We start from the raw sequence: 13,669 nt of genomic DNA on the forward strand, positions 1-13,669 counted from the left end.
CGGCCTTCACCACCGCGAGATTGTTCCAGAGCGGATCGGCCAGCCAGTCCTGGGCCTGGGTGTCGCCTTCGCCATTGCCGGTTTCATAGGTGAAGTAGAACAGGCGATCGCCTTCGAATTCTGGGATGCGTTCCTTGGTGATCTCTTCGGCGAAATCGTCCTTGTCTTGCGTCGCGGGACGCTGGAAGCCGAGTTCGGAGAGCGCGAGGCCCGAGAAACTGTCCTTGAACATGATGCGGGTCTGGCCGGACATGAAGCGGGCGATGGAGATCTTTTCATCGAGCGAGGCGCCGAGGGCGTCGCGGAGCGCGGCGATGCGGCCGTCATACTTGGCGAGCGCGGCCTTGCCGTCTTCGCCCTTGCCGGCGGCATCGGAGTAGAGCGCCATGTTGATCTTCCAGTCGCCGCGGAGGCGCTCGGAAACGACGGTCGGGGCGATGGCCGAGAGCTGCTCGTAGATCTTTTCGTGGCGCATCTTGTTGCCCAGGATCAGGTCGGGCTCGAGCGAGAGCAGCACTTCAAGGTTCACGGCGGATTCTTCGCCGACCACCACGACATCGGTCATGTCGGCGGCGATGTGATCCCACCACGGATCGCCGACGAAGGACTTTACCGCGCCGACCGGCTTGATGCCGATGGCGAGGAGGGCTTCGGTGCCTTCATTGGTGAGCACGACGATGCGCTGCGGATTGTCCGGCACATCGGTAACGCCCATGGCATGGGTGATTTCGCGGGCGAAGACCGGGGCGCTCAGCAGCGCCACGGCGGCAACGGCAGTCACGAGACGGTGGAACATGGGAGAAACTCCTCTGTTGAAAGTCAGCGGGTAGAAGCGAGGCCATAGGTGGCCTCGATGTCGTCGAGAACGATATTGGCGGCAAAGATGCCGCCGGCGGCGATCCAGGTGGCGTCGTCGACGCGCTTGGCGTGATCGGCCTTGACCGCATCAAGACCGAGCCACAGCGGATCGGCGGTCCAATCAGAGAGATTGGCTTCGGCTTCCTCATCAGTCGGATCGGGCGAGAAATAGAAGATGCGGGTGGCCGCGAGTTCGGGAATGCGTTCCTTGGTCAGGTCTTCGGCAAAGCCGTCCTTGTCCTGGGTCGCGGGGCGCTTGAAGCCGATGGCTTCAAAGATGGCGCCGGGGAACGAGGTCTTCAAATACATGCGCGTGCGGGCCGGGGAGACGCGGACGAGGGAGATGGTGTCTTCAACCGAAGTGCCGAGGGCCTCGCGGATGGCGCCGATGCGCTTGTCGAATGCGGCGAGTGCGGCGGCGCCTTCGGAGGATTTGCCGACGGCATCGGCGTAGACCAGCAGGTTTTCTTTCCACGGCGCGCCGAGCGTTTCGGTCATCACTGTGGGGGCAATGGCGGAGAGCTGCTCGTAGACTTTTTCCTGGCGCACCTTGCTGCCGAGGATGAGATCCGGTTCAAGGCTGGCGATGAGTTCGAGATTGGGTTCGCCCTCGGTGCCGAGGAGCGTCACGCCCTCAAGCTGGGGCATCAGGTAATCGTACCAGGGATTGCCCTTCCAGCTTTCCACCGCACCAACCGGGACGACGCCGACTGCGAGCAGGGCCTCGTTACCTTCATTGGTGAGGATGACGACGCGCTGCGGATTCTCCGGCACATCGGTCACGCCCATGGCATGGGTGATTTCGCGGGCGAAGGTCGGCACGGCAAGCAGACCAGCCAAAGCGAGCGGCGCAAGCAGCAGATGAAGCGACTTCATGTCCCCTCCCCCATCTTTTCTTGACATCGTTAGTCGGAAATTGGATGGGTGCAAAAAGTCAGAATTTAATTTGACTGTCAACATCAACTATATGAGGGCCCAGTGGTGTCCACACTGGCAATGTCACCGCAATCGCAGGGCCTGCGCCTCGGGCCGATACAGGTCTATGCGGGGCTGATCCTGCTGCTTGGCCTGTCCATGCTGATGAGCCTGACGCTTGGCTACAAAATCTATTCGCTCGATCAGGTCTGGATGGCGCTTTTCGCCCATGACGGGTCAGAAGTGGCCGTGGTGATCGCCGGGCTGCGGCTGCCGCGGGCGCTGATTGCGCCACTGGCCGGCGCGGCACTCGGCATGGCCGGGGTGATGGTGCAGACCCTCTCGCGCAATCGCATCGCTTCGCCCGATACGCTGGGGCTCAATGCCGGGGCGTCGCTGGCCGTGGTGGTGGCGAGCATCATGTTCGGCGTGCAATCGCTGGCTGGGCTGTCGCTGGCGGCGGCGTTTGGCGCCTTTGTCACCGCGATCGTCGTGTTCGGCGTGGCGGCCAGCGCAGGCGGGCTGTCGCCGCTCAAGATCGTGCTGGTGGGTGTCACCTTCGCCAGCCTCTCGCACGCCTTTGTGGAAGTGCTTCTCACCAGCAATGAAGCGCAGTTGCAGCAGTTGCTGTTCTGGTTGTCCGGTGCCTTTGTCGATCGGCCGATTGCGCTCTTTTACAATGGGCTACCGGTCGTGATCATCGGCGCAGTGATCGGGATCGCGCTGTCGCGGGCGCTCGATGCGCTGCAGGCCGACGATTCTACCGCGGCCGGGCTTGGCGTGCCGCTGGCGGCAGTGCGGGGTCTCGCCTTTGTTGCCGTCGCGCTGCTGACAGGCGCGGCTGTTTCCATGGCTGGGCCGGTGGCTTTTGTCGGCCTTGTCGTGCCCCATGCGGCGCGGCGGCTGGTGGGCCTGCGGCACATCCATCAATTGCCGGCGGCGGCCCTCTTCGGCGCGGTCTATGCGACGCTGGCCGACGTCGCGGCCCGCTTCGTGATCTACCCGGTCGAGGCGCCGGTTGGCGCGATTACAGCCGTGGTTGGCGCCATTGTTCTCCTCGTTCTCCTGATGCGGAGGGCTGCATGAGCACGCTTGCAGTCACTGCGCCCGCTGGACGCCGCTTTGGTATCGGGGCGATCGTTCTCATCATTGTCGGGCTTTTTGTGCTCCTGACCCTCGCAGCTATTGCCTTTGGCTCGACCTGGATTCCGCTCGAGACGGTCGCCAATGTCATCCTCGGTGGGGGAGAAAAGACGGAAAAGCTGGTGGTCTGGCAATTGCGCATGCCGCGCGTCATGGCTGCCGCCATTGCGGGTGCCGCCATTTCCTTTTCCGGCTATCTGCTGCAGCGCATTACGCGCAACGAGTTGGCCTCGCCGGGCGTGCTCGGCGTCGTCGATGGGGCCGCGCTCGGCGTCGTGCTGTTCCTTGCCATCTTTTCCAACGAGTCCAATGCGCTGACCGTGTCGGTCGCCTGGCAGCCGCTGGCAGCGGCGATCGGGGCACTGACGGCGATCTCGCTGGTCTTCATTCTCTCGGGACGGCAATCGTCCTCGGCCATTCGGCTGCTGCTGTTCGGCATTGCCATTGCCGCGGTCGCCAAGGCGCTGACGACGGTGTTCATGCTGGTCGGGCCGGTCTATCAGGCGGCTCAAGCGGCGCGCTGGCTTGCCGGTGCGGTCAATGCCATTTCCTGGAGCGAAATCCAGATCATGGCGATCTGCTTGGTGCCGACGGTGCTGGTGGCTTTGTGGCTCGCCAAGGACCTGCCGCCGGCCGATCTCGATGATGTCTCATCTCGCAGCATCGGGCTCAACCTGCCGGTCTATCGAATCGCGGTGTTTTTCGTTGCGGCGGTGCTGACCTCGATTGCCGTGGCCTTTGTGGGCGGCGTCGGCTTTCTGGGACTGATTGCGCCGCATCTGGCGCGGCTGCTGGTGGGGCGTTCGCGCTTTGCGGGTATACTCACCTCCTGCCTTCTCGGCGCGATGATGCTGATCGGCGCCGACCTTCTGGTGCGCGTCGTCTTCACCCCGCTCGAAGTGCCGGCGGGCACGGTGACGGCAATCGTTGGCGCGCCCTATTTCCTCTTCCTCCTTATGCGCAAGGACAAGACCAATGGCTGACCTCGTCCCGAGCCGTATCGAGGTACGCGACCTCACCCTGATGTATGGGCATGACACGGTGCTCGACGCGCTGAACCTGCCCATTCCGCGCGGCAAGGTGACGGTGCTGGCCGGGCCCAATGGCTGCGGCAAGTCCACCCTGTTGCGCGCCATCCGCCGGCTGCACACGGGGCAGAAGGGACAAATCCTTCTCGACGGCATCGATATTGCCTCGCTCGGCGCCAAGGACCTGGCGCGGCAGATCGGGCTTCTGGCCCAGAACCCTTCGGCGCCGCCTGACATGACGGTAGAAGAGCTGGTTCGGCTGGGGCGCTATCCGCACCAGGCCATGTTGCAGCCGTGGAGCGAAAAGGACGGCGTTGCCGTCAACCGCGCCATGGATGGCACGGGCGTGACCGGGCTGAAGCACCGCCGCATCGGCTCGCTCTCGGGCGGCCAGTTGCAGCGGGCGTGGATTGCCATGGTGCTGGCGCAGGAGACCGATGTTATCTGCCTCGACGAGCCGGTGAACCATCTCGACATGGCGCATCAGCTTGATTGCCTTGACCTCGTGTCAAAGCTCAACAAGGAAGACGGGCGCACCATTGTGCTGGTGCTGCACGACCTGAACCTCGCGGCGCGCTATGCCGACCAATTGGTGTTTGTGCATGAAGGACATGTGCGGGCGCTGGGGCAGCCCGAAGAGCTGATGAAGCCCGAACTCTTGGCGGAAGTGTTCGAGGTCGACGCGGCGATCATGACTGATCCCGTGCATGGCCGACCGATCTGCATTCCGCGCGGACGCGCAAAAGCGGCAGTTAAAGAGCTGGCTTAGGCGCTTTCGGCAAGCCGGATCGTGTCGTCGCCCATGAGTGCGGAAATCTCGCACCAGCGGGACTGGAACGAGGCGACACAGGCCGGGTCGAAATGGCTGCCCGAGCAACGGGCGATTTCGGCATAGGCCTCTTCGAGCGTCCAGGCGCGCTTATAGGGGCGCTCCGAGCAGAGAGCGTCGAAGACGTCGGCCAGGGCGACGATGCGCGCTTCGATGGGTATCGTCGTGCCCGAGATCCTGTTGGGATAGCCGGTGCCGTCCCACTTTTCATGATGGCTCTGGGCGATCAGTTCGGCCGTGCGGATCAGGTCGCTGTCGGCATCGGCGAGGATGCGGGCGCCGATGGTGACGTGCTCGCGCATGCGGGCCATTTCCTCTGATGTCAGCTTGCCGGGCTTACTCAGGATGGCGTCGGCGATGGCGATCTTGCCGATATCGTGGAGGGGGGCGGCGAGATAGATCATGCGGCATTGCTGGGGTGAGAGGCCGAGGCCTTCGCCGATGATCTTGCTGATCTGGGCAACGCGCGAGACGTGCTCGCCGGTGTCGCCGTCGCGATATTCGATGGCGCGGGCAAGGCGCCAGATGATTTCTTCCTCGCGGGCGAGCAGGTGCGCCGTCGCCTTGGCCACTTCGCGCGTCAGGCGATTGGCGTGGTCGGCTAGCTCGACCTGCGCGCCGCGGAGGGCCAGAAGATTGGTGATGCGCGCCTTGAGCTCGATGGGGTCGAAGGGCTTGGTCAGGAAATCGTTGGCACCGACGCGGATAGCTTCGATGCGGATGGCCTTGTCGATATCGGACGTGACCATGACCATGGGGACGGTGCGATAGTTGTCGCAGGCACGCAGCATTTCGATGAAGTGGATGCCGTCCATTTCCGGCATGATGTGATCGACGAGCAGCAAGTCATACTGCCGCTCCTCGCAACGCTTCAGCGCCTCGAGCGGGTTGAGACAAAGCTCAACGCCGTCACCCACTATTTCCCGAACGATCGAACCCAGTAAGGCTAGACTCGATCGGCTGTCATCCACGATCAGCACGTACACAATACAGCCCCCCGGCCTAATGCGAGGGTGATGATATCGGGCGAGCCCTTATGCGAAACTTAATGTCTCACATGCATTTAGGCCCACCCGCGCCGATGGTTTATTGCACCTTTACCGGAGCAATAAATTTATTCCCGGCAATCGAGGCCGGCTTCATCTCGATCGAGAATCCCGGCAGTTCCGGCGGCATGTAGGCGGCGTTCTTGATGATGCACGGATCGACGAAATGCTCATGCAGGTGATCGACATATTCGATCACGCGACCGTCCTTGGTGCCTGATACGACGAGATAATCGATCATCGAGAGGTGCTGCACATATTCGCAGAGACCGACGCCGCCGGCATGCGGCCAGACCGCCTTTTTGTACTTTGCGGCCATGAGCAGAACAGAGAGCACTTCATTAAGGCCGCCGATGCGGCAGGCGTCGATCTGCACCACGTCGATGGCGTCGCGGGTGATGAACTGCTTGAAGATGATGCGGTTCTGGCACATTTCGCCGGTCGCGACTTTTACCGGAGCGATGGCGTCGCGGATCTTGCGATGGCCCTCGATGTCGTCGGGGCTGGTCGGCTCTTCGATGAAATAGGGATTGAAGCGCTTGAGCTCATTGACCCAGGTGATGGCCTGGTCGACTTCCCAGACTTGGTTGGCGTCGATCATCAGATAGCGATCCGGCCCCATGATGGAGCGGACGATTTCGAGGCGGCGGATGTCGTCGGCGAGATCGCGGCCGACCTTCATCTTGATATGGGTAAAACCTTCGGCGACGGCTTCGGTCGCGAGGCGCGTCAGCTTTTCGTTGGAATAGCCAAGCCAGCCGGCCGAGGTCGTGTAGCAGGAATAGCCTTCGGCCCGCAGCTTTGCGATGCGCTCGGCCTTGCCGGGTTCGGCAGCCTTGAAGATGGCGAGCGCCTCTTCGGGCGTGATGGCGTCGGTGAGGTAGCGGAAGTCGATGATGGAGACGAGCTGTTCGGGGCTCATTTCGGCGACATAGAGCCAGACGGGCTTTTTCGCGCGCTTGGCGAGAAGGTCCCAGACGGCGTTGACGACGGCGCCGGTCGCGAGGTGCATGGCGCCCTTGTCGGGGCCGATCCAGCGCAACTGGCTATCGCCGGTCATGTGGCGCCAGAAGCGGCCGGGATTTTCCTCGACCCAGTCGAGATCAAGACCGGTCACCCGGTCAGCCAGGGCCGCAATGGCGGCGCAGACGACTTCATTGCCGCGGCCGATGGTGAAGGTCAGCCCGTGGCCTTCGAGATCGTCATCCGTGCCGAGGACGACATAGGCGGCCGAGTAATCGGGATCGGGATTCATCGCGTCGGACCCGTCGAGCGAGGCCGAGGTGGGGAAGCGCAGGTCGTGCGTCGTGAGGGTGGTGATCTTGGTCATGTTTTCCTCCCTCAAGCCGTCCAGCCGCCGTCGATGATGTGGACCTGGCCGGTCGTGTAGGTGGCGCCGGCGAGATAGACCGCGAGATCGGCGACTTCATCGGGGCGGGCGATGCGGCCGATGGGCTGGCGGGCGATGAAGGCCTTTTTGGCGCCTTCGAAATCGCCGGTGGCGTGCCAACGATCATAAAGGCTCGGCGATTCCACCGTGCCGGGACAGATGGCGTTCACGCGGATATTGCTGGTCGTGTAGTCCGAGGCGATGGACTTGGTGAGGCCGATGACGGCGGCCTTGGAGATCGTATAGGCGGCGCGGTTGGGCACGCCTTTGATCGAGGAAGCAACCGTGGCCATGTTGATGATGGCGCCGTCTTTGCGCTCGAGCATCTGGGGCAGGATGGCCTTGATGGTGCGGACCTGGGCGCGAACATTGAGATCGAGCGCGAAGTCCAAATCCTTGTCGCTCATTTCGAGCAGCGTGCCGTTGTGGACGACGCCGGCGCAATTGAAGAGCACGTCGATGCGGCCGATTTCGGCGACGGCCTGGGTGACGGCCTCAGTGGAAAGAACGTCGAGCACGCGCGTCGTGATATTGGGCGCGCCTTCAAGCTCCTTGAGCTTTTCGGCATTGATATCGGTCGCGATCACCTTGGCGCCGGCTTTCGCGAAAGCGAGGGCGGACGCCTGGCCAATGCCCTGGGCAGCGGCGGTGATGAAGACGATCTTTCCGTTGAGGTCGGCCATATTCTGTTCCTGAAAAGAAGAAGCCGGGCAGTGCAAAGCGCTGCCCGGCCGGTGAAGGTCTTAGTCGTAGAGAACCGCGGCGATTTCCGGGTCTGCCATGTTGGTGGCGTCGTAGTAGTAGAAACCGGTGTCGATGATCTTGGGCAGGGTTTCGCCCTTGAGTGCACCGATGGCGGCCTTGACGGTTTCGTAGCCGATGCCGACCGGGTTCTGGGTGATGGCGCCGTTCATGACGCCCGAGGTGATCATGCCCTTCTGAGCGGCACCGGAGTCAAAGCCGATGACGACGATCTGGCTGCCCAGTTCGGTCTTGCCATTGGCAACGCCGATGGCCGAACCTTCATTGGCACCGAAAATGCCCTTGAGGTCGGGGTTGGCGAGCAGGATCGACTTGGTGATTTCAGTCGACTGCAGCTGGTCGCCACCGCCGTACTGAACCGACACCACTTCGATGTTGGGATAGGCTTCCTTGATGCGGTTGACGAAGCCATCGACGCGATCGATGCCGGTGCGGCTGGTCTGGTCGTGAGCAACGACGGCAACCTTGCCTTCGCCGCCGATCAGTTCAGCCATCTTGTCGGCAGCAAGCGCGGCAGCGGCGACGTTGTCGGTGGTTGCGGTCGTCAGCGGAATGTCGCTGTCGACGCCGGAGTCGAAGGCGATGATCGGGATACCGGCATCATGAGCCTGCTGCAGCAGCGGGATTGCGGCCTGGCTGTCGAGGGCGGCAAAGCCGATGGCGTCGGGGTTACGCGAGAGAGCGGCGGCCAGCATATCCATCTGGCGGTCGACCTGGGTTTCGCTTTCCGGGCCTTCGAAGGTGACATTGGCGCCGAACTCGGCCGCGGCCTTGTCGGCACCGGCTTTCACGGCCTGCCAGAACTGGTGCTGGAAGCCTTTGGAGATCAGGGCGATGTCATAAGTATCCTGCGCGAACGCGGCGCCGTTGGATGCGGCGAGCATTGCGACGGCGCTGAGGGCGCCGAGCAGGGTGCGACGGTTGAGCATGGTTTTCCTCCCACATGCTGGTTTAGTTGACTGAGGCATTCTTCAAGCCTTCTTGTTGGCGCCGTTTGGAGGCGCAGTGTGTCGGTGCTCTTTGAGCACCAACGATGTCGGCGCTCAAAGAGCGCCAACGGGACCGGCGCCTAAAGTGTGCGGCGCCGCAGTATGTCGGCATAGACAGCCAGGATGATGATGCAGCCGGTCACCACCGTCTGCCATTCCTGAGCCACCGATAGGATGCGCAGGCCATTGGCCAGCACGGATATGATGAGCGCGCCGATCAGCGTGCCGAGCACGGTGCCGCGACCGCCCGAAAGCGAGGTGCCGCCGATGACCACGGCCGCGATGGCGTCGAGCTCATAGCCCTGGCCGAGGGCCGGCTGGGCCGAGTTGAGACGGCTGGCGATGAGCACGCCGGCAACACCGACAATACCGCCGGCCAGCGCATAGACGCCGATCTTCCAGCGATCGACGTTGACGCCCGAGAGGCGAACGGCTTCCTCGTTGGAGCCGAGCGCAAAGGTGTAGCGGCCGAGCGCGGTCTTGCCGAGGATGAAGGACGCGATCAGCGCCACGGTGAAGAGGATCATCACGCCATTGGGGACAGGCACCGCCGGAATGATCTGGCCGACGACGGAGCCGAGGGCGATCTGATTAAAGCCGGGCGTGTCGTTGAAATAGATCGGGCGGGTGCCGGAGATGACCAGCGAGAGGCCCTTGAGGATAAGCATCATGCCAAGAGTGGCAATGAAGGGCGGGACCTTCAATTTGGCGATGATGGTGCCGGAGATGAGCCCACAGACAGCGCCAGCGAGGATGGCGCCGATGACGCCGAGGGGCAAAGGCAGGCCAAGATAGGTGAGGATGACGCCGGCAATGACAGCGCAGAAGGTCATCAGCGTGCCGACCGAAAGATCGATCCCGCCGGTGATGATGACGAGCGTTGCCGCAATGGCGAGGACGCCGTTGACCGAGGTTGCCTGCAGGATGGCTAGGATGTTCTGGGTCTGCATGAAATTGGGCGAGGCCAGCGAGAAGGCGACGACCAGGGCGATGAGACCCGAAAAGGCCAGCAGCCGATGGAAGGCGCCGGAAATACGCGGGCCAGACTTGGCTGCGGGGGCTGCGGTATCGGTCATGCCGTCCTCCTTTGGGTGGCGCTTTCGGCCACGCTGCTCTGGCGCTGGGTCGCCAGACGCATGATTTCTTCCTGGCTGGCGCCACCGGGCAACATGCCGGTGAGACGCCCCTCGCACATCACCGCGATACGGTGGGAAAGGCGCAGCACTTCGGGCAGTTCGGAGGAAATGACGATGATCGCCTTGCCTTCGGCCGCCAGTGCATTGAGCAATTTGTAGATTTCGGACTTGGCGCCGACATCGATGCCGCGCGTCGGTTCGTCAAAGATGAGAATGTCGCAATCGCGCAGCAGCCATTTGGCGATCACAACCTTCTGCTGGTTGCCGCCCGAGAGGAGGCGCGCTTCCTGCGTGTCGCTGGGTGTCTTGATGGAAAGCTGGCCGATATAGCCGACGGCTTCCTTCTGCATCGAGGCTTCGTCGAGCACGCCACCGAGGCCGGTAAAGCGATCAAGGCTCGCCAGCGCGATATTGTTACGCACGTCGAGCCCGGTCGCGAGACCAAAATGCTTGCGGTCCTCCGAGAGATAGCCGATGCCGGCTTCCACCGCGTCCTTGGGCGAGGAAATGCCGACGCGCTTGCCATGGACCCAGATTTCGCCGCTCTCGCGCCGGTCGGCACCAAAAATGGCGCGGGCGACTTCGGTGCGGCCGGCACCCATGAGGCCGGCGAAGCCGAGAATTTCGCCCTTTTTCACCGCAAAGCTGACATCGCGGATTTCGCGGCCGCGATTGAGGCCTTTCACTTCCAACGCGACAGGGGCGTCGGTGGTGTTGGGGATGACGAGCGCCTCATTGCTGAGGGTACGGCCGACCATCATGGAGATAATGGTTTCGATGGGTGTATCGGCGCCGGGAACCGTGCCGACATATTCGCCATCGCGCATGATGGTGACGCGGTCGGAGATGCGTTTGATCTCGTCCATCTTGTGCGAGATGTAGACGACGCCGACGCCTTCGGCCTTGAGGCGATTGATGATGGTGAACAGCTCGGCGATTTCGGCATCGTTCAGCGCCGCAGTCGGCTCGTCCATGATGAGGACGCGCGAGCGATAGGAGAGCGCCTTGGCGATCTCGACCATCTGCTGCTTGGCGATGGTGAGGGTTTCGACCTTTACGGTCGGCTCGAGTTTGAGGTTCATCGAGGCGAAGATGGCGGCCGCATCGCGGTTGAGCTGGCCTTCGTCGAGGATGCCAAAGCGGCGCGGTTCGCGGCCGATGAAAATGTTCTGGGCGGCCGTCAGGTCGCGCATCAGCGCCAGTTCCTGGTGGATGATGCCGACCCCGAGGGCCTGGGCCTGGCGCGGCGAGGTGATATCTACCGGCTGGCCATCGAGCAGCACGGTACCGGCATCGCGGGTGTAAACGCCGGAGAGAATCTTCATCAGGGTCGACTTGCCGGCGCCGTTCTCGCCCATCAGCGCATGGACTTCGCCGGGGCGCAGCTCGAAGCGCGCCTTGGACAGAGCCCGAACGCCGGGGAACGACTTGTCGATGTCGGTCATCTCGACCAATGGCAATGCCGCATCCGCTGCGGATGCCGGCCCAGAGTGCCCAGCCATGTAAAAGTCCTCCCGATGCGTATGGCGGCTCCCTGCTCCCGAGCCGTCCTCGCAATGTGGGAGGAATGAATGGCAAAACGATCAGGCTGTCAAGTGGTCAGACCAGTGGACAGGCGACGAGCGGGGGGCTATGGGTTGAACAAGGGAACGGCGTAGCCGCCCTCGGGGAGAGAATGAAACTTCAGGCCGTATCCAACCGCAAACTTTACATCCAGATTGCCGACCAGATCAGGGATCAGATCCTGGCGGGCGAGGTCGAGGCTGGGCGGCAATTGCCCTCGGAGCGCGACCTGGCGGTGAGCCTCGGGGTTTCTCGCCCCACGGTGCGCGAGGCGCTGATTGCGCTTGAAGTCGCAGGGTTCGTGGAAGTGCGCGTTGGCGTTGGCGCCTTTGTGCGCGACCAGAGCAAGGGCAGCGCGGCCCTGCCTGACGAAGGCCATTCGCCCATTGAAATCATGCGGGTCCGGCGCTTGCTGGAGCCCGAAGCTGCGGCGCTGGCGAGCCAGAATATTTCGCCCGAAGGCACGGCGCGGATGGCCGAGGCTATGCGGCGCATGCAGGCCGAGACGGCGAACAATCGCTGGTCTTCGGAAAGCGACCGCATGCTGCACCTGACGATTGCCGAAGGCTCGGGCAATTCCATGCTGCGCGAAGTGCTGGACCTGCTCTGGAACTCACGCTTCGAAGTCGTGGATACGAAATTTCACGAGCATCTCGCGAGCATGAGCGCGGTGCGGACGCATATCATGGACGACCATGCGCGGATCGTTGCGGGTATCGTGCAGGGAAATGCGGAGGTAGCCCGCGAAGCCATGGCGGCGCATCTGGATTTTGTCACCGCGTCGATGCTTGGGGCTTGGGACTAGTCTTCACCCTCCCGTCTATCGTCACTACCGGGCTTGTCCCGGTAGTCTACGCGGAGGCGAGATGGATTGCCGGGACAGGCCCGGCAATGACGACGGAGCGGGAAGATGGTGAGAGTTAGAACTTCACCAGAATCTTCGTGAAATCACCCGGCCGAGCATGCCAATCAGCAAGTGCTTCGGCGGCTTCATCCAGCGTGGCGGTACGCGTGACAATCAGATCGCCCGCATCCGGACGCTTGCGCAGTTCGTCGATGACATCGTCGAAATCCGAGCGCAGCGCGTTGCGGGAGCCGCGGATGTCGAGTTCCTTGGTGATAAAAATCTTGGTTTCATAGGCGATGGGCGCCTTGGCGTAGCCGATATAGACGACGCGGCCGGCTGTCGCGACGAGGTCGACGGCTTGGAGGAACGTGGCTTCGGCGCCGACTGCTTCGACGACGACATCGGGGCCCTCCCCCGTCCGTTCGGCGACCCGGGCTCTTACATCCGTTGAGGCATTGATGACCTCGTGGGCACCGAGCTTTTTGGCGACTTCCAGTTTGGCGTCGCTGAGATCCACCGCGATGACCTTTGCCCCCTGGCGCAGGGCGCCGAGGATGACGCCGAGGCCGATCATGCCGCAGCCGAGGACGACGACGGTTTCGCCTGCTTTCAGTTCGGCGCGACGCACGGCGTGAAAGCCGACGGCGCAGGGCTCGACCAAGGCCAGATCGCGCTGGGAAATGCCGGTGACCGGAATCACTTTTGCGGCGGGGACGACGACACGGCCGGTCATGGCGCCTTCGCGCTGCACGCCCATGGTCTGGTTATTGGGGCAGGCATTGGCCCGGCCGGAACGGCAGGCGCGACAGGTGCCGCAATTGAAGTAGGGGAGCACGGTGACGGCGGTGCCAATGGCGAGAGTGTCGACGCCAGCTCCAAGTTCGGCAATCGTTCCCGAGATTTCGTGGCCAGGCACGCGCGGATAACTCACGAGCGGATTGAGGCCGCGATAGGAGGTCAGGTCGGAGCCGCAATAGCCGACAAAAGCAAGATCGATGGCGACTTCGCCGGGGCCGGGCACGGGCACGGGCTTGTCGGTGAGTGCGGCTTCACCGGGACGCAGGATAGTCAGGGCTTGCATCGGTCGATCCTTCATCACCGTAACATGTTAGTGCCTTATATCTTCCATACATGACGAGTGACAAGAGAAGCCTCGGCGAGTA

General features: G+C 62.7%; 13 protein-coding genes. 4 read left to right on the plus strand and 9 right to left on the minus strand.

Annotation, left to right across the window (positions count from 1 at the left end; genetic code table 11):
• Both ABW043_RS03770 and ABW043_RS03775 read right to left on the minus strand, forming a co-directional pair.
• The coding region (locus ABW043_RS03770) for an ABC transporter substrate-binding protein (RefSeq protein ID WP_353919899.1) at positions 1-796 on the minus strand (796 nt) is incomplete at its 3' end.
• Between the two features lie 23 nt (positions 797-819).
• Positions 820-1,734 (minus strand): ABC transporter substrate-binding protein, encoded by a 915-nt coding sequence (locus ABW043_RS03775; RefSeq protein ID WP_353919900.1) that lies wholly within the window; start codon positions 1,732-1,734, stop codon positions 820-822.
• 105 nt (positions 1,735-1,839) lie between these two features.
• On the opposite strand from ABW043_RS03775, the gene ABW043_RS03780 reads away from it, so the two are divergent.
• Genes ABW043_RS03780 through ABW043_RS03790 form a run of 3 tightly spaced genes read left to right on the plus strand, consistent with a single transcriptional unit; the run spans position 1,840 to position 4,713 of the window.
• Complete coding sequence (locus ABW043_RS03780; RefSeq protein ID WP_353919901.1) at positions 1,840-2,859, plus strand: FecCD family ABC transporter permease; 1,020 nt, start codon at positions 1,840-1,842, stop codon at positions 2,857-2,859.
• Positions 2,856-3,899: a FecCD family ABC transporter permease gene (locus ABW043_RS03785; protein ID WP_353919902.1), complete on the plus strand. Its 1,044-nt coding sequence runs from the start codon at positions 2,856-2,858 to the stop codon at positions 3,897-3,899. Before ABW043_RS03780 ends, ABW043_RS03785 begins: the two co-directional genes overlap by 4 nt.
• Entirely contained in the window at positions 3,892-4,713 is an 822-nt protein-coding gene (locus ABW043_RS03790) for an ABC transporter ATP-binding protein (protein WP_353919903.1), read from the plus strand. The genes ABW043_RS03785 and ABW043_RS03790 overlap by 8 nt, the downstream gene beginning before the upstream one ends.
• Here ABW043_RS03790 and ABW043_RS03795 read toward each other — a convergent pair.
• The 6 genes from ABW043_RS03795 to ABW043_RS03820 form a co-directional block, all read right to left on the minus strand.
• A complete protein-coding gene (locus ABW043_RS03795) occupies positions 4,710-5,759 on the minus strand; it encodes an HD domain-containing phosphohydrolase (RefSeq protein ID WP_353919904.1) in 1,050 nt (349 codons plus the stop codon). The two genes, ABW043_RS03790 and ABW043_RS03795, sit on opposite strands and share 4 nt — an antisense overlap.
• A gap of 100 nt (positions 5,760-5,859) precedes the next feature.
• Positions 5,860-7,149 (minus strand): L-fuconate dehydratase, encoded by a 1,290-nt coding sequence (locus ABW043_RS03800; protein WP_353919905.1) that lies wholly within the window; start codon positions 7,147-7,149, stop codon positions 5,860-5,862.
• Positions 7,150-7,160: 11 nt separating this feature from the next.
• Positions 7,161-7,892 carry an SDR family oxidoreductase gene (locus ABW043_RS03805; protein WP_353919906.1) on the minus strand — a complete coding sequence of 244 codons (732 nt, stop codon included), beginning with the start codon at positions 7,890-7,892 and terminating at the stop codon, positions 7,161-7,163.
• A gap of 60 nt (positions 7,893-7,952) precedes the next feature.
• Positions 7,953-8,900, minus strand: coding sequence for an ABC transporter substrate-binding protein (locus ABW043_RS03810; RefSeq protein ID WP_353919907.1), 948 nt, complete (start codon positions 8,898-8,900; stop codon positions 7,953-7,955).
• Between the two features lie 140 nt (positions 8,901-9,040).
• Positions 9,041-10,036, minus strand: coding sequence for an ABC transporter permease (locus ABW043_RS03815; RefSeq protein WP_353919908.1), 996 nt, complete (start codon positions 10,034-10,036; stop codon positions 9,041-9,043).
• Positions 10,033-11,598, minus strand: a complete 1,566-nt coding sequence (locus tag ABW043_RS03820) for a sugar ABC transporter ATP-binding protein (protein WP_353919909.1) — start codon at positions 11,596-11,598, stop codon at positions 10,033-10,035. Before ABW043_RS03820 ends, ABW043_RS03815 begins: the two co-directional genes overlap by 4 nt.
• Before the next feature lie 173 nt (positions 11,599-11,771).
• On the opposite strand from ABW043_RS03820, the gene ABW043_RS03825 reads away from it, so the two are divergent.
• Complete coding sequence (locus ABW043_RS03825; RefSeq protein WP_353919910.1) at positions 11,772-12,464, plus strand: FadR/GntR family transcriptional regulator; 693 nt, start codon at positions 11,772-11,774, stop codon at positions 12,462-12,464.
• Positions 12,465-12,579: 115 nt separating this feature from the next.
• On the opposite strand, the gene ABW043_RS03830 is transcribed toward ABW043_RS03825, so the two are convergent.
• Positions 12,580-13,587: a zinc-binding alcohol dehydrogenase family protein gene (locus tag ABW043_RS03830; protein ID WP_353919911.1), complete on the minus strand. Its 1,008-nt coding sequence runs from the start codon at positions 13,585-13,587 to the stop codon at positions 12,580-12,582.
• Positions 13,588-13,669 lie beyond the last annotated feature (82 nt).

The organism is Devosia sp., from assembly GCF_040509215.1.
Lineage (GTDB): Bacteria > Pseudomonadota > Alphaproteobacteria > Rhizobiales > Devosiaceae > Devosia.